Below are 20,749 nucleotides of genomic sequence, written 5' to 3' on the forward strand. Positions count from 1 at the left end.
AGATGGTGATGATAGCTGAACAACCTATTTTTCAAATATAATTCAAAAACAATTAGCTACATGCCGATAAAAATAATGATGATCCGAAATTTCTATTCTATCCAAGGCTTTACACCACTTTGTAAACTAAAGAAAATTCTTACAATTTACTCACCGAAAGCATATAACAAACATAGACTTATTTTCATAGATTTGTCGTGATTTATAGCTAAAATCGTTGGTCATACCCTGATTTTTCGTTATAATTTGGCGTTTTTAAATTATCAGCCTCGTATTAATCAGTTTTACTATTCTAAAAGATTTGATTTAATGCGTTTAGCCAAAATGATTAGATGGAGTGACTTGTTGTGAGTACACGTTTTATGACGTCCGCTGAAATTCGTGAAGCCTTTTTGCATTTCTTTGAAACAAAAGGTCATACACGTGTCGCATCGAGTTCTCTCGTTCCCGCGAATGACCCAACATTACTATTTACCAATGCGGGTATGAACCAGTTCAAAGACTGCTTCTTGGGTTTAGAAAAACGTGATTATGTCCGTGCGACAACTTCACAAAAATGTGTTCGTGCAGGCGGAAAACACAACGACTTAGATAACGTGGGTTATACTGCACGTCACCATACTTTCTTTGAAATGTTGGGTAACTTCTCGTTTGGTGATTACTTCAAACGTGATGCGATTACCTATGCATGGGAATTCTTAACCTCAGAGCAATGGCTCGGTTTAGACAAAAGCAAACTTTATGTCACTGTTTATCATACTGACGATGAAGCTTATGACATCTGGAACAAAGAAGTTGGTCTAGCTGCTGAACGCATTATCCGTATTGGTGACAATAAAGGCGAAAAATACGCATCAGACAACTTCTGGGCAATGGGCGATACAGGCCCTTGCGGTCCTTGTTCTGAAATTTTCTACGATCATGGCGATCATATCTGGGGCGGTTTACCAGGTTCTGCCGAAGAAGATGGCGACCGCTATATCGAAATTTGGAACAACGTCTTCATGCAGTTTAACCGTACTGCTGATGGCGTATTACATGCACTGCCTGCCCCTTCTGTTGATACAGGTATGGGCTTAGAGCGTATTTCTGCCGTTTTACAACACGTAAACTCGAACTACGACATCGACTTATTCCAACACCTCATTAAAGCGGCGGCTGAAATTATTGGAACAGAAGATCAAGGACAACCGTCTTTACGCGTCGTTGCTGACCATGCACGTTCTTGCTGCTTCCTGATTGCTGATGGTGTTAACCCATCAAATGAAGGTCGTGGTTATGTGTTACGCCGTATTATCCGTCGTGCGATTCGTCACGGTAACAAACTTGGCGCAACGGGCACTTTCTTCTACAAAATGTTGCAACCTTTAATTGACGTGATGGGCGAAGCTTATCCACAATTGATCGAAAACCGTGAACGCATCGAAGCAGCATTGATTAAAGAAGAAGAACAGTTTGCCAAAACCCTTGAACAAGGTTTGAAAGTTCTTGAAGGCGAACTCAGCCAGTTAAAAGGCAATGTCATTCCTGGTGAAGTCGTGTTCAAACTGTATGACACTTACGGCTTCCCTGCTGACTTGACTGCGGATATTGCTCGTGAACGCGAACTGACCATTGATGAAGCTGGTTTTGAAACTGAAATGGCTGCTCAACGTCAACGCGCGCGCGATGCAGGCAAATTCAATGTTGACTATAACAGCATTGTCAAAGTGGACAGTGAAACTCAATTTGAAGGCTACACAGCGACTCAAGGTCAAGGTCAAATCGTTGCAATCTATAAAGATGGCGAACAGGTTGACGAAGTGGTTGAAGGTGATGAAGCCCTCATCGTACTAAACCAAACACCTTTCTATGCAGAAAGCGGTGGTCAGATTGGTGATACGGGTATCTTCAAAAATGAAACAGGTATTTTTGAAGTTCAAGACACCAAAAAATCAGGTGCGGCATTTGTTCACCAAGGTATCGTCACCATGGGTAGCCTAAAAGCTGCTCAAAATGTGGAAGCAACGGTCAAAGCTGACTTGCGTGAAGCAACTGCACGCAACCACTCTGCAACTCACTTGTTACATGCTGCACTGCGTCAAGTTTTAGGTGCTCACGTTCAACAAAAAGGTTCTTTGGTCGCTTCTGACATTTTACGTTTTGACTTTGCCAATGACCAACCTGTGAGCTTCGAGCAACTTCAACAAGTTGAACGTTTGGTCAATCGTGAAGTAATTGCCAACACTGCGGTAACAACTGAAGTACTAGACATCGAATCTGCAAAAGCCAAAGGCGCAATGATGCTATTTGGTGAAAAGTATGGTGATGAAGTTCGCGTATTATCAATGGGTTCAATCATTGATGAGAAAAACTTCTCTATCGAGCTTTGTGGCGGTATTCACGTTCAGCGTACAGGTGACATTGGTCTGTTCAAAATCACCTCTGAAGGTGGTGTTGCCGCAGGTGTTCGTCGTATTGAAGCGGTTACAGGCACTAAAGCACTTGAAGTTGTACAAAAAACCGATGCAACCATTCAACACATCAACGGTCTATTGAAAGCTCAAAAAGACCAAACCCTAGAAAAAGTTCAGGCAACTGTTGAGCATGCATCTAGCTTGCAAAAACAGATTGAACAGTTGAATCAAAAACTTGCAAATTTCCAAGCAAGTGAATTGATCAACCAAATGCAAACGATTGCTGGTCGAACTACTTTGATTAGCAGCGTTCAAAACGTCGATGCGAAAGCATTACGTCACTTACACGACAGTATCAAGTCCAAATTCGACAATGCTGTGATTGTTTTAGCGGGTGTTGAAGCTGACAAAGTGAGCTTATTGGCATCAGTTGCAAAAGAATTCACAGCAACCTTGAAAGCGGGTGATATCATCAAGCACTTAAGCCAAGAGCTTGGTGGCAAAGGCGGTGGGAAACCAGATCTAGCACAAGGCGGGGCACCACTCAATGACAAGTTTGATCAGGTTATGGCAGCACTCCCTGCTTGGCTTGAGCAAAAATAATCTCACTTTTTGTGTAACTGACCCTGTTTCAAGCAGGGTCACGGCTTGTATGGAAAAACTATGGCATTAATCGTACAAAAATATGGTGGTACCTCAATGGGAACACCCGAGCGCATTTTAAATGTAGCTCGTCGCGTGAAGCGCTGGCATGATCATGGTCACAAGGTGGTTGTGGTGGTGTCTGCAATGAGTGGTGAAACCAACCGCTTGTTGTCTCTCGCGAAAGCCATTACCGAGACACCTGATCCTCGTGAACTTGACCAAATGGTATCGACGGGTGAACAGGTTACTATTTCCATGTTAGCGATGGCACTCAATTCAATTGGTGTTGAAGCTAAATCTTACACAGGTCGTCAAGTGGGTATTAAGACCGACAGCGCCTTTACCAAAGCCCGTATTGAAGCAATCGATACCGATGTCATGACTGCCGATCTAGATGAAGGTCGTGTAATTGTGGTTGCTGGCTTCCAAGGTGTAGATGCACTTGGCAATACCACAACGCTTGGTCGTGGTGGTTCAGATACGACAGGTGTTGCACTTGCTGCTGCGCTACGTGCAGATGAATGCCAAATTTACACAGACGTTGATGGTGTATATACCACCGATCCACGTGTTGCACCAAAAGCGAAGAAAATTGATCGTATCTCTTTTGAAGAAATGCTTGAAATGGCATCTTTAGGCTCAAAAGTTTTACAAATTCGTTCAGTTGAATTCGCAGGAAAATATCAGGTTCCGCTTCGTGTCTTGTCAAGTTTTGACAACGACAACGATGGCGTATTTGATGATGAATTCAAACAAAACGTAGGTACACTCATTACAACTGAAGCGGAAGACACTATGGAACAGCCTATTATCTCTGGTATCGCATTCAACCGCGATGAAGCTAAATTGACTATTTTAGGTGTGCCTGATGAACCAGGTATCGCTTCAAAAATCTTATCTCCGATCAGTGCTGCAAACATTGAAGTGGATATGATTGTACAAAACATTGAAGAAGATGGTACGACTGACTTCACATTCACTGTCAACCGCACTGATTTTGCAAAAACAAAAGCAATTTTGGATACAATTGCAAAAGAAATTAATGCCCGTGAAGTGACTGCGCGCGATGATATCGTGAAAGTGTCTATCGTGGGTGTAGGTATGCGCTCTCATGCAGGCGTTGCAAGCAAAATGTTTACCGCACTTGCTGAAGAAAACATTAACATTTTGATGATTTCAACATCTGAAATCAAAATCTCTGTGTTAATTGAAGAGAACTACTTAGAGCTTGCTGTTCGTAGCTTACACACTGCTTTCGGTTTAGACCGTGAACATGGTGAAAGTAGCGCGCGTGCTTAAAGCCTATTCACCATCTTCAAGTTTTTAAGAAGATGAGTGAGAAAAAAATCAGAGCCGCTCTATGGAAACTAGAGCGGCTCTGCTATATTAGCAAAGAATATTTAGAAAATATTTAACAATCACGGTATCATACTGTTTCTTAGTAGTTACTACGTGCTGTTAAAATATTTTTTCTGAGGTTGTGGTTTAATTTTTGCATAACAGCAATGCAGGTTTAGCGCTTAGCAAGGAGACAAACATGCTGATTCTGACTCGTCGTGTCGGAGAAACTTTAATGATTGGGGATCAAGTCAGTGTGACAGTACTTGGTGTTAAAGGCAACCAAGTTCGCATTGGTGTGAACGCTCCCAAAGAAGTATCAGTGCATCGTGAAGAAATTTATCAACGCATTCAACATGAACGCGCTATGCACGAACATCTTCAAAACATTGATCAAGACTATCAACCATCATTCTACGATGATGAGTTTAATCAAAATAAGTTTAACCGTTAATTTACAGATGGCGTATTGCTATGTGGTCTGTAAAAATATTAAAAGCGATCTGTTGGTCGCTTTTAATATTTTAAATGATTATTCCAAGCCTAAAGCCTTTCTCACAGGCTTATAGCTACGGCGATGTTGTTCAATGACACCAAATTTGGCTATAGCCTCAAAGTGTGCTTTGGTTGGATAACCTTTATGTTTTGCAAAAGCATATTGCGGATAGTGTTGGTCAAGTTCCAGCATTTGCCGATCGCGTGTTACTTTCGCTAAAATACTGGCCGCACTAATTTCAGCGTGCGTTGCATCTCCCCCAACGATTGCTTCGCAATCTATAGTCAAACCTTTCGGAACCTGATTACCATCGACCAACACCTTTTCAGGTTGGACAGATAAGCCCTCTACCGCGCGTCGCATTGCCAAAAAAGTCGCCTGTAAAATATTCAACTGATCAATTTCTTCATGGCTTGCTTCAGCAATTGACCATGCCAAAGCCTTTTCCTGAATTTCAGCAAATAATTTCTCACGCTTCTTTTCGGTCAGTTTTTTTGAATCATTTAAACCTTCAATCGGATGATTTGGATCCAAAATTACAGCAGCAGCGACGACTGAACCCACTAGTGGCCCACGTCCTGCCTCATCTACTCCAGCAATGTTCATGTATTTAACCTATTATCGTTTTAATGTTTCAGCAACACACTGATTTAAGGTACGTGTCACAGCATGACTAACAATTGTTGCGCGTGCAGTAGGATCAATTGCAGCAGTTGCCAAATCAACTGCCGTAATATTTTCAAGTGCTTTATCACTCACACAACCACAGACATTACTTTGCACCGTCTGCTGCTGTTCTGCGGTCATGGTACGGCTTACGATTTGCCAAGCTGGTTGATTATTAATTTCTGTCGTACATTTGGCATTAATTGCAATTTTGATTGCAGTCACACCAAGCTGTTGCGCAGTCGTAGCTTGAGTATTCCCCCCAGTTGCCAATGTTCCATCGGTAGCACAAGCACTACACAGTAATGAAATCACAGTAAGTATGCCCAGTTGTTTTTTCATGATTATTTCACCTTAGATTGATCAGAATATTTTGCCTTAAGTCTTCTGTAAATGAGGAATTTTTTACCATCAATACGAGTACCTGTACAAAATTACATCGAATTGATTGAGATTGTTCTATATTTCATACAACACTGTTAAGCATATTGCATTTTAAGCTAACATCTTCACTTTTTATAATACAAAAATCTTTAAACAGCTTCCCATTGAGAAAGCTCTATGAATAGACAATCAACTTATTACACGCGTACAGCCCAGTTCTTACATTGGCTGATGGCAATTATTTTTATTAGTGCATGGGTCATCGGTTTTTATAGTGGCAACTTCCTTAGCTATGAAATCGATGGCGAATTCAAAGGCACTATTATCACTCTGCATAAGAACATCGCAACCACGATTTTATTTTTAGTGGTGATTCGTATTTTTTGGCGCTACACCCACCCTGCACCGCAGCTTCCAGATACCATGTCTGCAGGTATGAAAACCTTAGCACATTTAGGGCATTTAGCTTTGTATTTCATATTGCTGGCATTACCCATTACGGGCTGTTTATTTAGCTGGAGTGCGGGACATCCTGCACCTGTTTTATATCTATTCAATATTCCGCAGCTGATTAATGAAAATCCAGATATTATGGCGATTGTGAAACCTGTTCATATCTATTTGTCTTGGGCGGCAGGTTTATTGCTGGTCGGGCACATTTTGGCAGCACTTAAACATCATTTTGTTGATAAAGACACTGTTCTACTCAGTATGACTCGCCAACCAAAGTAATGATTTCAAATAAAAAAGGAACGCATTGACGTTCCTTTTTTCAGAATTTAAATCATCTAAAATTTACAATGCATGGATTTGATTTATCCATTTTTCTTTTTCAGCATCATTCAAGAAAGATGCTTCAAATGAATGAATCGCCAATTTTTTCAATTCATCTTCCGTCAGATTCAATGCATCTGCAATCGCAACAAAGTTGTCATTCATATAGCCACCAAAATAAGCTGGATCATCTGAATTGACTGTCACGCATAAACCCTGCTCAAGCAGGCGTTTAATATTGTGATCACGCATATCATCAACCACACACAGTTTTAAGTTACTGAGCGGACATACAGTCAATGGCATACGTTCTTTTGCCAAACGTTGCATTAAAACAGGATCTTCTTCTGAGCGAACTCCGTGGTCAATACGGTTGACTTTGAGCAAATCCAATGCTTGCCACACGTATTCTGCTGGGCCTTCTTCACCCGCATGCGCAACAATTAAGAAACCTGCTTCACGTGCCTGTGCAAAAACACGTTCAAATTTTTCTGGTGGGTGTCCCACTTCACTTGAGTCGAGTCCTACACCAATAATTTTGTCTTTAAATGGCAAAGCTTGCTGAAGTGTTTCAATGGCATCTTCTTCGCTTAAATGACGCAGGAAGCACATAATCAGTTCTGAACTAATGCCCAATTTGGTTTTCGCATCATCACATGCACGCACTAAACCATTCAATACTGTTTCAAATGCAATTCCACGTACCGTGTGGGTTTGCGGATCAAAGAACATTTCCGTATGGACGACATTGTCCTGTTGGCATTTTTCAAAATATGCCCAAGCTAGATCATAAAAATCTTGCTCATGAATCAGGACATTGGCACCTGCATAATAAATATCTAAAAATGATTGCAGATTATGAAAATTATAGGCTTGCTTCACTTCCTCAATCGTTTGATAAGGGATCGCAACTTGATTGCGTTTCGCAATCGCAAACATGAGCTCAGGCTCAAACGTACCTTCAATATGTACATGCAGCTCTGCCTTTGGCAAAGCACGAATGAGATCAAGTTGACTCATGTTATCTCCTAAAAACAAAAAAGGGTGCAAACCGAGTTTACACCCCAAATTTTAATGAAAAATTAACCGCCAAAGGCAATAAACTTAATCACCCAAAGCACTGCCACAATCCACACCATATAAGGCACACTGCGTGCTTTTCCTGTGAACAGTTTGATTAATGCGTAGCTGATAAAGCCCATTGCAATACCATCGGCAATTGAATAGGCAAATGGCATGAACACCAAAGTCAAAAAGGCTGGAACAGCTTCAGTAATATCATCCCATTCAATATGGGTGATCCCCTGAATCATCAATACACCGATAAACAACAATGCTGGTGCTGTTGCAAAACCAGGAACTGATTGCGCCAATGGAGCAAAGAACAGACATCCTAAAAATAGGATCGCAACCACAACTGCCGTTAAACCTGTACGCCCACCTGCTGCAACGCCCGATGCCGACTCAATATACGGTGTTGTTGAAGATGTACCCAGTGCAGCACCTGCAATAATGGCACTTGAGTCTGCAAACAAGGCTTTTTTCAAACGGGGCAACTTACCGTCTTGTAACAAACCAGCGCGGTGTGCAACACCCACCAAAGTTCCGGTCGAATCAAATAAATCCACTAAGAAGAAGACAAAAATAACCCCAACCATACTGGCAGTGAACAGACCTTTAAAGTCCATTTGCAACAATGTTGGTGCCAATGATGGTACTTCACCGACAACACCTTGGAATTTGTTTAAGCCCATTAGGGTTGAAATCGCAGTAATTGCCAAAATACTAATAATAATTGCGCCACGTACACGGAAGTGATGCAGAATCACAATCATTAAAAAGCCTAGTAAAGTCAGCAAAACAGTGGGTTGCTTAATATCACCTAGACCCACTAAAGTTGCGTCATTATGAACAATAATGCCCGCATTTTTTAATGCAATCAGTGCCAAGAACAGACCAATCCCCCCACCAATCGCAAATTTAAGTGACATTGGAATTGCATTGACAATCGCTTCACGGACTTTTAAAAAGCTAATTAAAACAAAGATAAAACCTGAAACAAACACCGCAGCCAAAGCAGTTTGCCAATGCACATGCATACCTAAGCACACTGAATAGGTAAAATATGCATTGAGCCCCATACCGGGTGCAAGTGCAATCGGATAATTTGCAATTAATCCCATCACCAAGCAACCAATGGCAGCAGCCAGACAGGTCGCAACGAATACTGCCCCATGATCCATTCCAGTCGTTGAAAGAATCATGGGGTTAACAATAATGATGTAACACATGGTGATAAATGTCGTTACACCAGCAAGCACTTCTGTTCTAAACGTTGTCTTGTTTTCACTTAACTTAAATAAACGCTCAAGTACACCTGATGAAGATTGAGGAGTCGCCATATACAGCCCTTGAAAAAAATGTCGATGGTGTGCAGATAGACATCAACATTCACAAAAATTCGTAAACCAACATAGATTGAGCAGCGCAAAACTCAATGCTCAATCTATGTAAATCACCTTAACTGTTCCAAAGCGAATTAAAAAAGCTGCATTTCTTGATGCAGCTTTTTTAAATGTAGCCGACTCAGTTAACGTTCAGCCCAAAAAACCATGCTTTAGTATAACATAAGTCTGCAAAATGTTGCATTTTGTGATGATCTTGTCAGTTCTATCATTCACCCAACCACTGAGCGAGTGTCACACGATCATTTTGCCCATAGTCTTGTACAGTACGAATCTGATCAAAACCTGCTTTTGCAAAAATTTCGCACACTGCAGTGCTCTGATCATAGCCATGTTCTAGAACTACCCACGCTTTGGGATTCAACCAGTCTACCGAGTGCCGCACGATGATCTGCAAATCTGCCAATCCATGTTCATCGGCAACCAATGCACGTAAAGGCTCTGCACCCAGTTGTGCCATATGCTCATCTTCAGGATCAATATAAGGTGGATTTGACACAATCAAATCAAACTTTTGCACTGGAATTGCGTCAAACCATGCGCCGCAGGCAAACTTCACTTGCTGTAAATGATGGCGCTGCGCATTTTCCTGCGCCACTTGCAAAGTCGGCAAATAAATATCGGTGGCCAAAACTTGCCAATGCGGACGTTCACTGGCGAGAGCCAAAGCAATTGCACCTGTCCCCGTTCCCAAATCCACCATTGAACACTGTTCGGGCAAAGTTAGATTGAGTACAGTTTCAACCAAAATTTCGGTATCAGGTCGTGGCACTAAGGTATCCGCAGTCACTTTCAAATCTAGCGTCCAAAATGGCTGCGAACCTATCACGTATGCCAAAGGTTCACCTTGCTCTAAACGCTGTAACCCTGACCTATATTGCTGAAGTTGATCTTCGGTCAGATCTTGTTCACCACGATATTTAAGCTCTAAGGCGCTCATGCCGACAATATACTCAAGCAGCCAGATGGCTTCCTGACGCTCGTAACTATCGGCGTCACCTCGCAGATTTAAAGCTTCTGCAATCTTCATTAGCCGCCATTTTCCTGTGCAAGCATGGCTAACTGATCTGCCTGATATTCACGATGCAAGCTATCTAACAATTCAGTCAAATCACCTTCCATAATCGCATCCAACTTATATAAAGTCAGGTTAATACGGTGATCAGTCATACGACCTTGCGGATAGTTATAGGTACGAATACGTTCCGAACGGTCACCAGAACCGACCAAATCACGGCGCATTTCAGAGGTTGCTGTTTCTTGCGCTGCACGTTTTGCATTTTCCAAACGCGACACCAAGAGCGCCATCGCTTTGGCTTTGTTTTTATGCTGTGAACGCTCGTCCTGACATTCTACAACTACACCTGTTGGAATATGAGTAATACGCACAGCTGAATCGGTTTTGTTAATATGCTGACCACCCGCACCCGATGCACGATAGGTATCGATACGTAAATCAGCAGGGTTAATTTCAACCGTCGTATCCACATCAACCTCAGGTAAAATCGCAACCGTACATGCCGACGTATGTACACGACCTTGCGATTCGGTTGCAGGTACGCGTTGTACACGGTGTGCACCACTTTCAAATTTTAAGCGGCCATAAACGCCATCACCATTCACCAAACAAATGACTTCTTTATAACCGCCATGCTCACCTTCATTTTCAGACAGGATTTCAATACGCCAACCTTGCGTTTCAGCGTATTTGCTATACATACGGAATAAGTCACCTGAGAAAATCGCGGCTTCATCGCCCCCTGTTCCTGCTCGAATTTCCAAATATGCCGAGTTGGCATCATTTGGATCTTTCGGAATCATGAGAATGTTTAGATCAGCTTCAAGTTGCTCAATTAAGGCTTTATTTTCTTTGATTTCTTCTTGAGCCATATCCTTAAAATCAGGATCACTGAGCATACTTTCTGCGGTTGCAATATCTTCTTCAGCTTGGCGATATTTTTGCCATACTTCAGTAATTTCAGACAAATCACTGTGTTCACGGGATAATTTGCGGAATCGCTTATTATCAGAAATCACTTCTGCATCCGCCAATAATGCGGTTAACTCTTCATGACGGTCAGAGAGTTGGTCTAATCGTAAACGCAACGATTCTTTCATTGTAAAAATATCTCAATAATAACAGTGCTAAAACTAGCAGAATTTGAACTGCACATAGTTTAACGCATTCTTATCAGAAATAAACCTCAGCCTTTTTATATGTAAAATCGATGAAGCATTAGATGTGTTGAATGCCTGCTTCAACCTAGAATCGAGAATAAATACTCGGTTTCATGGTGAGTGCTACGGAAAATTGCGATAAGGCTGCACTTTCACCGCTCAAGTCGCACAACTGATCATTTAATGAATTATTTTAATATAAAACATACAAACATTAACTAAAACATCGTAAGGCTGTGTGAATTCTTCATGATTACTCTGAATTATCTTGTTACCTTTGTCAGCAATGAAGAATGTCGTCAGACATGGAGTATCAACAATGAAAAAATTTGCAATGATCTTAATGAGTGCCACTTTGGCAACGTCAGCATTGACTGGTGTAGCACATGCAGGAAACTCAACCAATGTAGCGCTCACCAGTGCGCTTGGTAGTGTTGTCGGCACATCAGTCGGTCGTCATATTGGTGGTAACAGTGGCGCACTTGTTGGCTCTGCGATTGGTGGTGGTGCTGGTGCTGCTGTTTCAAGTAACCGACATAACCGTACCTCTGCCGCAATTGGTGGCGCAGTCGGTGGTGCAGCAGGCTATTCTGTCGGTAAAAATGTCGGTGGCTCTCGTGGTGGACTGGTTGGCGCAGGCTTAGGTGCGGCAGGTGGTTCTGTACTCGGTAATAAAATTGCCAACGATAAACGTGCTGACCGTAACTACTACTCTAGCAAGCAGCGCCATCATAAACATCGCCACCATTACTACCGCTAATCCGCTTTCAATCAGGTAAAAATGGAGTATGATTGAATGTTCATTCCAATAACTTCATTTTACTATGACTAATTTCGCCAATACTGCATTTTCTATTTTAGAGCTTGCAGCAGTACGTGAAGGACAAAGCATACAAGCCACGCTACATCACAGCCTGCAACTGGCACAATATGCTGAGGAGCTAGGCTACTCTCGTATGCTACTGGCTGAGCATCACAATATGAATGGAATTGCGAGTTCTGCAACTTCCGTTCTACTTTCTTATTTACTTTCAAATACTTCAAATCTTGTTTTGGGCTCAGGCGGTATTATGCTGCCAAACCATTCCCCCCTAGTGGTTGCAGAACAATTTGGTACTCTTGCCACTTTATTTCCAAATCGAGTAGTGCTAGGTCTAGGGCGTGCTCCCGGTACTGACCCCATGACGATGCGTGCATTACGTCGTGGTAATCAAGGTTCTGAAGATCAATTTCCTCAAGATGTTTTAGAAATCTTGCAATATTTCAAAAAACCACGTCCCAATCAGCAAATTATTGCCACACCCGGACAAAATACCCATGTTCCTGTTCTGCTACTAGGTTCAAGTTTATTTAGCGCGCAATTAGCGGCCCAATTGGGCTTACCTTATGCTTTTGCCTCACACTTTGCACCGCGTTTTTTAGAAGAAGCCATTAAAATTTATCGAGAAAATTTCCAACCTTCAGAATATCTAGATCAGCCTTACATCTCGATTGGGGTTCCAACTGTGGTTGCAGAAACCGATGAAGAAGCTGAGTATTTGGCAACAACAGCCTATCAGCGTATTTTGGCTTTACTGCGAGGGCATAGTCTAAAGCTCAAACCGCCTATTTCATCCATGCAGGGTTTATGGTCTGCTGGCGAAGAGCAAGCTGTTAAAAATTTTTATGGTATTGCCCAAATCGGCTCAATCAATAGTGTACAACAAGGTTTAATTGAGTTAGCTGAACGATACCCTATTAATGAATTTATTTTTACCTGTGATATTTATGATGTACAGAAAAACTTAAACAACTTTAAATATTTGATGCAAATCAAACAAAGTGTTTAATGTGTATAACAGATTTCTACGTTTTTTTATCTCTAAAGCTACATTGTTTGCACACACCGCTGTTATGATATAACATAAAAAAATATTGAGTTGTTTTTATGCTGTTAAAGCGGATAGCTGTATTACTCACAATTTCTTATAGTTTGATTGGTTGTAGTCAAGCTCCCCGACAAACACCTACAACCTTTCAACTTCCAATAACACCGACTTCCTCAGCGTCATTTCAACATTATGACTATATGCTACCACCAAATTCTTATCAAATCTGGCGACTACAAGGGGATCATCAATATAAAGTACAAGCCTATAAAAACTTTTTAGCACAACAACACGTTCAATTCGTAGTACCAGATTTTGAAATGTTTCGTTCAGCCCGTGACTGGCAACAATGCAATTATGATGAATACGATGTTCCTGATCCATCCGTTTGGCAAAATGCTGTACCCACTTTACGCTTACTCAAACAACTCGTGGATGAAGGGTTAGTTCATGATATTGAAGTCACATCAAGCTACTGTTCACCGTATCTCAACCACTGTGCGGGCGGTGCAAAATCCTCAAGCCACTTACGTAATTCAGCGATTGATTTTCGTATTGGTTCGATTCAACCAGATGAGCAAGAACAGCTAAAAATTCATACACAAAAACTAAAATTGTGTAAATTTTGGCAGCAACGTGGTCAAGCACTCAATATGGGCTTAGGCATCTACAATACAGGGCAAATTCATATTGATACTCAAGGTTATCGGACATGGGGACCTGATCACTCTTGGCGAAGTTCATTATGTGGGGAAATTATTCCCGATTAAAAAAATATCCGCCAATTGGCGGATAAAATCTCAATTAACGAAATTTTTTATGATTGACATCCCGAATATCTAGCAGTTTTTTACCTTCTTGCTTAGCCTGTGCTAACTGCCCTGCTTTCACCAAAGCATTGGTTTTATCAATTTCTACAACCAACTGATCAAAGCCTGCTTCATACGCTTTAAGCTGCTGTGGGTCTTTTTTCACTTTGGTTGGTGCTAGTTTCTTAGAATCCAATGCAGCTGTACGCATCTGATTGAGTGCAGCGCTTGCTTGTTGTGGATTGCTACTTCCATTAAAATTTTTATAACCAATTGCAAGCGTATGCATATCATCTTCTAAAGTTGCTGCAACACTCCACTGGCTCACAAGTAAGCTTGATACTGCGAGTACACCACTTAATACCCTTTTTTTCATCATCACGTCCCTATTGGTTATTGGGTAAGTTGTCTTGACTTGGCAAGCATGCCATACCTTTGAAATAGAAGAGAAGTAGAAAGTCCATGATCATGTTGAATTTAAGTAAACTGATGTTAAGTACTTGCATTAATGTTACATTATAACATAACATTAATGCATTCATTGTGTTTAGGACATTCGCTATGCTGACCCCAAAAAAACTTCCTGTGACTGTTCTCTCAGGTTTTTTAGGTGCAGGCAAAACCACTTTACTTAATCATATTTTAAATAACCGAGAAGGCCGTCGAATCGCTGTGATTGTCAATGACATGTCTGAAGTGAATATCGACGCAGCATTGGTCAAGCAAGGAGGAGCCGAACTCTCCCGTACAGATGAACAACTGGTCGAGATGAGCAATGGCTGTATTTGCTGTACTTTGCGAGAAGATTTATTAGTTGAAGTAAAACGCTTAGCCTTAGAAAATAAATTTGATCAGATTGTGATTGAATCTACAGGTATTTCCGAGCCTTTGCCTGTTGCTGAAACTTTTACTTTTGAAGATGAACACGGCGTTTCTCTCAATCAGTTTGCACAACTCGATACGATGGTTACAGTCATTGATGCATTTAATTTCCTCAAAGATTATGCATCTATGGATATGCTGTATGAACGTGGAGAATCACTCGGTGAAGAAGATGAACGTTGCGTGGTTGATCTTCTGATTGACCAAATTGAATTTTGTGATGTCCTGATTATTAATAAGATAGACTTAATTAATGCCGAAGAACAGCAACAACTATTAGCGATTCTGCACCGTCTAAATCCACGCGCAAAAATTCAAATTGCTGAGTTTTCCAAAGTACCCCTAGACAGCATTTTAAATACACACTTGTTTGACTTCGAACAAGCTGCGCAGGCACCAGGTTGGTTAAAAGAGTTACGTGGTGAACATACGCCCGAAACTGAAGAATATGGCATTCACAGTTTTGTCTATCGCGCTCGCTGATCCTAGACATTATTTTGGCTAGGATCAGTTAACTAACATCTAAATATAAAGTTTCTTTCACTTCTTCCATGACTACATAGCTGTGTGAAGACGCTGAAGCGGGTAATTTTTTCAGTAAATCCCCAAGCAAACGACGGTATGCACTCATCTCTTTCAGGCGAGCTTTCACCAAATAATCAAACTCGCCTGAAATGAGATGACATTCCAAAACTTCAGGAATTTGTGCTAGATCATGCGCGACCCGATCGAAGACATCTCCAGATTTTGCCGAAAGCTTAATCTCAAGGAAAACCAACAAATTTTTATCTACTAATGCAGGGTTAATACGCGCATAATAACCTGTAATGATCCCGTCTCGCTCCAAGCGTTTCACACGCTCAGAACAGGGCGTAGTGGATAAGTTTACCCGAGTCGCAAGTTCACTGATGGCAATACGCCCATCTCTTTGCAAAATATCCAAAATGAGGCGATCTGTACGGTCTAATGGTCGCATAGATTTTTTCCTTCCCTAGAAGTCATTTGTCAGCGAAAACTCATAGAATTCACTATATTTTAGCCTTAAAAATAGTGAAAAAAACTGATTATCTATCTCTATACTAGCAAAATCAACTAAGGATTTACACAGAGGGTTTGTGATGCATGTCATCATTCTAGGCAGTGGCGTTATTGGGGTAACCAGTGCTTATTATCTCGCAAAACAAGGGGCTAAAGTGACTGTGCTTGACCGCCAGCCAAACCCTGCTGAAGAAACAAGTTTCGGCAATGCGGGACAGATTTCTCCTGGCTATTCAACACCTTGGGCTGCGCCAGGCATTCCATTAAAAGCCATTAAATGGATGTTCCAACGTCATGCACCATTGGCAATTCGTTTAGATGGTTCTTTGTGGCAACTCAAATGGATGTCACAAATGCTAGGTAACTGTAATGCTGAGCGCTATGCCATCAACAAAGAACGTATGACCCGTGTTGCTGAATATAGCCGTGACTGTTTACGTGATCTTCGTAAAGATACGGGTATTCGCTATGAACACCGTTCAGGCGGCACATTACAACTCTTCCGTAATCAAGCTCAAATCGAAGCAGTACAACGTGACATTAAAGTGCTTGAAGAGTGTGGCGTACCTCATGAATTGCTTACACCTGATCAATTATCGAGTGTTGAACCTGCTTTAGCAGGTGCTAAAGATCGTTTGACGGGTGGTCTACGTTTACCAAACGATGAGACTGGCGACTGTTACTTATTTACCAATCGTCTTGCCAAAATTGCAGAAGACATGGGCGTTGAGTTCCGCTTTAACCAAAATGTTGAATCTTTGCTTTGGGAAGGTGACAAAATTACAGGTGTTAAAGTTGGCAATGAAGTCTTAAAAGCTGATCAATTCGTTTTAGCTTTTGGTAGCTATAGTCGTGATTTTATTGCACCACTTGGCTTAGATGTTCCAGTTTACCCAGTAAAAGGCTACTCCATTACAGTACCTATTGTGAATGCTGACCTTGCTCCGCAATCAACGGTACTAGATGAAACTTATAAGATTGCTGTCACCCGTTTTGACAACCGTATTCGTGTTGGCGGTATGGCTGAGCTTGGTGGCTTTGATTTACGTCTCAACCCAAATCGTCGTGCAACTTTGGAAATGGTTGTAAATGACTTGTTCCCAGGTGGTGACGTGTCTCAAGCAACTTTCTGGACAGGCTTACGTCCAATGACGCCAGACAGCACACCGATCATTGGTGCAACAAAATACAAAAACTTATTCATGAACACAGGTCACGGTACACTGGGTTGGACAATGTCTTGTGGTTCAGGGAAATTACTCAGCGACATTATTTTTAATAACAAAACAGAAATTAGTACTGAAGGCTTGGCAATTAGCCGTTACGGACATTAAGTTTCCTGCTCTCCCACTCTCTCCCAACTAAAAGAGCTGACCTCGGTCAGCTCTTTTTTTATCCAAAACATTTTAACCGATACGACGTTTAAGACCTGTCATTTGCAAAATACGTGTAGAAATTTCTTCAATCGACATCTCAGAAACATTCAAATACGGAATGCCTTCAGAAATATAAATGCCTTCTACTGCACGCAGTTCCATTTGGCATTGGTTAAAGCTGGCATAGCGACTACCTGCTTTACGTTCTGTACGAATCGCCACAAGACGCTCAGCATCAATCATTAAACCAAACAGCTTACTTTTATGCTGCTTGAGTACTGCTGGCAAGCGGTTATCATCTAAGTCTTCTTCAGTGAGCGGATAGTTCGCAACACGAATACCAAATTGCAAAGAAAGATAAATCGACGTTGGGGTTTTTCCTGAGCGCGACACACCAATCAGAATAATATCGGCTTTGTCATAATGACGGGTACGCGCACCATCATCATTGTCTAAAGCAAAATGTACCGCATCAATACGGGCTTTATAATACTCAGAGTCAGTTACCGCATGGGTCTGACCAATCAAAGTCGTTGGTGGGGTTCCCAACTCTTGTTCAAGTTTACTAATCAAACCTTCAAATACATCCAGATTGACTGCATTGGCTGTATTAATAATTTCACGCACATTTGGATCGACCAAAGTATCAAACACTAGAGGTAATTTACCCTCTTCATGCTGGCAATTATTGATCTCTTCAACCACCTTCATGGCTGCTTCTTCTGTCGTGATATACGGGATAATATGAATATCAAAATTGACATTCGGAAACTGCGCCAATAGTGAATGCCCCAAGGTTTCCGCAGTAATTGCTGTTCCATCAGAAATGAAAAATACCGTTCTTTTAATTTGTTTGCCTTCAGGCATTAAAAATCTCCTCAAATGTTTGTCTTCGTGGCGTATATTCTTTATAGTAACCCCATCTTACAGAACTGTCGCTTAGTTAATACCAAAAAACTAAGTGTTTAGTGTTTTTGACATGATCGAATAAATCACATATTGCAAAAGTGGAGAAACTACTTTGGAAGCGCGCGTAATAGGTCTAGAAAAATTAGGGAAACATGATGTTGAACTCGTTGGCGGCAAAAACTCATCTTTAGGCGAGATGATCAGCCACCTTTCTAATGCAGGAGTATCTGTTCCAGGTGGTTTTGCAACCACAGCCGCTGCTTATCGTGAATTTCTTGAGCAAAGTGGTTTAAATGCAAAAATCCAAGCTGAACTTGAACATTTAAATGTTGATGATGTAAATACCTTAGCCATCACAGGCGCAAAAATTCGCCAATGGATTGTGGAAACTCCACTCACTAAAGAATTAGAAAAAGAAGTGCGTGAAGCATTTGCAGAACTTTCAAACGGCAACCCTGATATTGCGGTTGCCGTTCGTTCTTCTGCGACTGCTGAAGACCTTCCAGATGCATCTTTTGCAGGTCAACAGGAAACTTTCCTCAATATCCGTGGTATTGATAACGTTCTGATCGCAATCAAAGAAGTTTTTGCATCATTATTTAATGACCGTGCAATTGCTTATCGTGTACACCAAGGTTTTGATCATAAATTGGTTGCACTTTCTGCGGGTATCCAACGTATGGTACGCTCAGAAACGGGTGCAGCGGGTGTAATGTTTACCCTTGACACTGAATCTGGCTTCCGTGATGTTGTTTTTGTGACAGCATCTTATGGCTTAGGTGAAATGGTGGTACAAGGTGCAGTTAACCCTGACGAATTCTATTTATCTAAACCATTACTAAATGATGGTAAACATGCTGTTATCCGCCGCAACTTGGGCGCAAAACACCAAAAAATGATTTATGGCGAAGAAGGTGCGGCAGGTAAATCTGTTGTTGTGGTTGATGTTGAAAAGCAAGACCGTCAACAATTTGCATTAAATGATCATGAATTACATGAACTTGCAAAACAAGCACTCATCATCGAACAACACTACGGTGCACCAATGGACATCGAGTGGGCTAAAGATGGGGATGATGGTTTACTTTACATCGTTCAGGCACGTCCTGAAACCGTAAAAAGCCGTCAAAACGTGGGCACGATGGAACGTTACCTGCTTAAACAAAAAGGTACTGTTCTTGCTGAAGGCCGCTCAATTGGTCAACGTATCGGCTCTGGTAAAGTACGCATCGTTTCTTCAATTAAAGAAATGGATAAAGTTCAGGATGGTGATGTATTAGTTTCAGACATGACAGACCCTGACTGGGAACCTGTAATGAAACGTGCTGCCGCAATTGTGACTAACCGTGGTGGTCGTACTTGTCACGCAGCAATTATTGCCCGTGAACTTGGTGTTCCTGCAATCGTTGGTTGTGGCAATGCAACTGAAGTCCTCACTGATGGACAAGATGTAACTGTTTCTTGTGCTGAAGGTGACACAGGTTTCATCTATGAAGGTGCTTTAGACTTTGAAGTACAGCGTAACTCAATTGAGTCTATGCCAAAACTTCCGTTTAAAATCATGATGAACGTGGGTAACCCAGACCGCGCATTTGACTTTGCTCAAATTCCAAATGAAGGCATTGGTTTAGCACGTCTTGAATTCATCATTAACCGTATGATTGGTGTGCATCCAAAAGCATTACTCAACATTGACAGCTTACCACGCGAAACACGTGCAGCAGTCATGACACGTACTGCAGGCTATGCATCTCCTGTAGAGTTTTATGTTGAAAAACTGGTTGAAGGTATTTCAACACTTGCTGCCGCATTTGCAACAAAGCCTGTCATCGTGCGTATGTCAGACTTTAAATCAAATGAATATGCAAACCTGATCGGCGGTAAACTTTACGAACCTGAAGAAGAAAACCCAATGTTGGGCTTCCGTGGTGCAAGCCGTTACGTTTCAGAAAACTTCCGCGACTGTTTTGAGCTTGAATGCCGTGCACTGAAAAAGGCACGTGATGAAATGGGTCTGACCAACATTCAAATCATGATTCCATTTGTGCGTACCGTTGCTGAAGCAAAGCGTGTTATTGAACTACTTGCACAAAATGGTCTAAAACGTGGTGAAAATGGTCTAAAAGTCATCATGATGTGTGAGTTGCCAACTAATGCGCTTTTGGCTGAACAATTCCTTGAACATTTCGATGGTTTCTCTATCGGTTCAAATGACTTAACTCAGTTAACACTTGGTCTTGACCGTGACTCTGGTATTGTTTCTCATTTATTTGATGAACGTGATGCTGCGGTCAAGGCGCTTCTTTCTATGGCTATTCATGCTTGCCGTAAAGCAGGTAAATATGTAGGTATCTGTGGTCAGGGTCCTTCTGATCACCCAGATCTTGCAAAATGGCTCATGGAACAAGGTATCGAATCAGTATCATTAAACCCAGACTCTGTACTTGATACATGGTTCTTCTTGGCTGAAGAAAAAATTAAACAACTTTAAGTCACTGTGAAAACATGATAAAAAAGACCCTTTC

18 protein-coding genes and 1 pseudogene are annotated in these 20,749 nt (G+C 41.5%); 10 read left to right on the plus strand and 9 right to left on the minus strand.

Features of this window, described 5'->3' with window-relative positions; genetic code table 11:
• The first annotated feature begins 362 nt into the window (after nt 1-362).
• From alaS to csrA, 3 genes are all read left to right on the plus strand, one after another.
• Nucleotides 363-2,999, plus strand: coding sequence for an alanine--tRNA ligase (alaS, locus tag GBN19_RS01390; RefSeq protein WP_151776906.1), 2,637 nt, complete (start codon nt 363-365; stop codon nt 2,997-2,999).
• 60 nt (nt 3,000-3,059) lie between these two features.
• The gene (locus GBN19_RS01395) at nt 3,060-4,340 is read left to right on the plus strand and encodes an aspartate kinase (protein WP_151776886.1); all 1,281 of its coding nucleotides are present in this window, start codon (nt 3,060-3,062) and stop codon (nt 4,338-4,340) included.
• Between the two features lie 238 nt (nt 4,341-4,578).
• Nucleotides 4,579-4,833, plus strand: a complete 255-nt coding sequence (gene csrA, locus GBN19_RS01400; RefSeq protein ID WP_004753025.1) for a carbon storage regulator CsrA — start codon at nt 4,579-4,581, stop codon at nt 4,831-4,833.
• Between the two features lie 78 nt (nt 4,834-4,911).
• On the opposite strand, the gene rnhB is transcribed toward csrA, so the two are convergent.
• Both rnhB and GBN19_RS01410 read right to left on the minus strand, forming a co-directional pair.
• Nucleotides 4,912-5,481 (minus strand): ribonuclease HII, encoded by a 570-nt coding sequence (gene rnhB / locus GBN19_RS01405; protein WP_151776887.1) that lies wholly within the window; start codon nt 5,479-5,481, stop codon nt 4,912-4,914.
• Between the two features lie 12 nt (nt 5,482-5,493).
• Nucleotides 5,494-5,883: a hypothetical protein gene (locus tag GBN19_RS01410; protein ID WP_151776888.1), complete on the minus strand. Its 390-nt coding sequence runs from the start codon at nt 5,881-5,883 to the stop codon at nt 5,494-5,496.
• Between the two features lie 219 nt (nt 5,884-6,102).
• On the opposite strand from GBN19_RS01410, the gene GBN19_RS01415 reads away from it, so the two are divergent.
• Complete coding sequence (locus GBN19_RS01415; RefSeq protein WP_151776889.1) at nt 6,103-6,657, plus strand: cytochrome b; 555 nt, start codon at nt 6,103-6,105, stop codon at nt 6,655-6,657.
• A 63-nt stretch (nt 6,658-6,720) separates the two neighbouring features.
• Here GBN19_RS01415 and GBN19_RS01420 read toward each other — a convergent pair whose 3' ends face one another.
• From GBN19_RS01420 to prfA, 4 genes are all read right to left on the minus strand, one after another.
• The gene (locus GBN19_RS01420; RefSeq protein ID WP_151709511.1) at nt 6,721-7,719 is read right to left on the minus strand and encodes an adenosine deaminase; all 999 of its coding nucleotides are present in this window, start codon (nt 7,717-7,719) and stop codon (nt 6,721-6,723) included.
• 62 nt (nt 7,720-7,781) lie between these two features.
• On the minus strand, nt 7,782-9,101 hold the full coding sequence (locus GBN19_RS01425) for an NCS2 family permease (RefSeq protein WP_151776890.1): 1,320 nt from the start codon (nt 9,099-9,101) through the stop codon (nt 7,782-7,784).
• A 271-nt stretch (nt 9,102-9,372) separates the two neighbouring features.
• Entirely contained in the window at nt 9,373-10,194 is an 822-nt protein-coding gene (gene prmC, locus GBN19_RS01430) for a peptide chain release factor N(5)-glutamine methyltransferase (protein WP_151776891.1), read from the minus strand.
• The gene (gene prfA / locus GBN19_RS01435) at nt 10,194-11,282 is read right to left on the minus strand and encodes a peptide chain release factor 1 (RefSeq protein ID WP_151776892.1); all 1,089 of its coding nucleotides are present in this window, start codon (nt 11,280-11,282) and stop codon (nt 10,194-10,196) included. The genes prmC and prfA overlap by 1 nt, the downstream gene beginning before the upstream one ends.
• A gap of 379 nt (nt 11,283-11,661) precedes the next feature.
• Between prfA and GBN19_RS01440 the strand changes: the two genes are divergently transcribed.
• The 3 genes from GBN19_RS01440 (at nt 11,662) to GBN19_RS01450 (ending at nt 13,980) form a co-directional block, all read left to right on the plus strand.
• Nucleotides 11,662-12,102: a glycine zipper domain-containing protein gene (locus GBN19_RS01440; protein WP_151709515.1), complete on the plus strand. Its 441-nt coding sequence runs from the start codon at nt 11,662-11,664 to the stop codon at nt 12,100-12,102.
• Nucleotides 12,103-12,166: 64 nt separating this feature from the next.
• Nucleotides 12,167-13,171, plus strand: a complete 1,005-nt coding sequence (locus GBN19_RS01445) for an LLM class flavin-dependent oxidoreductase (RefSeq protein WP_151709516.1) — start codon at nt 12,167-12,169, stop codon at nt 13,169-13,171.
• Nucleotides 13,172-13,269: 98 nt separating this feature from the next.
• A complete protein-coding gene (locus GBN19_RS01450; RefSeq protein WP_151776893.1) occupies nt 13,270-13,980 on the plus strand; it encodes a D-Ala-D-Ala carboxypeptidase family metallohydrolase in 711 nt (236 codons plus the stop codon).
• A gap of 34 nt (nt 13,981-14,014) precedes the next feature.
• On the opposite strand, the gene cybC is transcribed toward GBN19_RS01450, so the two are convergent.
• Complete coding sequence (gene cybC / locus GBN19_RS01455; RefSeq protein ID WP_375707845.1) at nt 14,015-14,395, minus strand: cytochrome b562; 381 nt, start codon at nt 14,393-14,395, stop codon at nt 14,015-14,017.
• 185 nt (nt 14,396-14,580) lie between these two features.
• Between cybC and GBN19_RS01460 the strand changes: the two are divergent.
• Nucleotides 14,581-15,381, plus strand: a pseudogene (locus tag GBN19_RS01460) (GTP-binding protein); the annotation flags it as partial.
• 31 nt (nt 15,382-15,412) lie between these two features.
• On the opposite strand, the gene GBN19_RS01465 reads toward GBN19_RS01460, so the two are convergent.
• The gene (locus GBN19_RS01465; protein ID WP_151776895.1) at nt 15,413-15,877 is read right to left on the minus strand and encodes an Lrp/AsnC ligand binding domain-containing protein; all 465 of its coding nucleotides are present in this window, start codon (nt 15,875-15,877) and stop codon (nt 15,413-15,415) included.
• Between the two features lie 142 nt (nt 15,878-16,019).
• Between GBN19_RS01465 and GBN19_RS01470 the strand changes: the two genes are divergently transcribed.
• Nucleotides 16,020-17,273, plus strand: coding sequence for a D-amino acid dehydrogenase (locus GBN19_RS01470; protein WP_151776896.1), 1,254 nt, complete (start codon nt 16,020-16,022; stop codon nt 17,271-17,273).
• Nucleotides 17,274-17,345: 72 nt separating this feature from the next.
• On the opposite strand, the gene ppsR is transcribed toward GBN19_RS01470, so the two are convergent.
• On the minus strand, nt 17,346-18,182 hold the full coding sequence (gene ppsR, locus GBN19_RS01475) for a posphoenolpyruvate synthetase regulatory kinase/phosphorylase PpsR (RefSeq protein WP_151776897.1): 837 nt from the start codon (nt 18,180-18,182) through the stop codon (nt 17,346-17,348).
• 154 nt (nt 18,183-18,336) lie between these two features.
• Between ppsR and ppsA the strand changes: the two genes are divergently transcribed.
• Entirely contained in the window at nt 18,337-20,715 is a 2,379-nt protein-coding gene (gene ppsA / locus GBN19_RS01480; protein WP_151709523.1) for a phosphoenolpyruvate synthase, read from the plus strand.
• Nucleotides 20,716-20,749: the final 34 nt, after the last annotated feature.

The sequence above is a fragment of the Acinetobacter brisouii genome (assembly GCF_008993995.1).
Classification (GTDB): Bacteria; Pseudomonadota; Gammaproteobacteria; order Pseudomonadales; family Moraxellaceae; genus Acinetobacter; species Acinetobacter brisouii_A.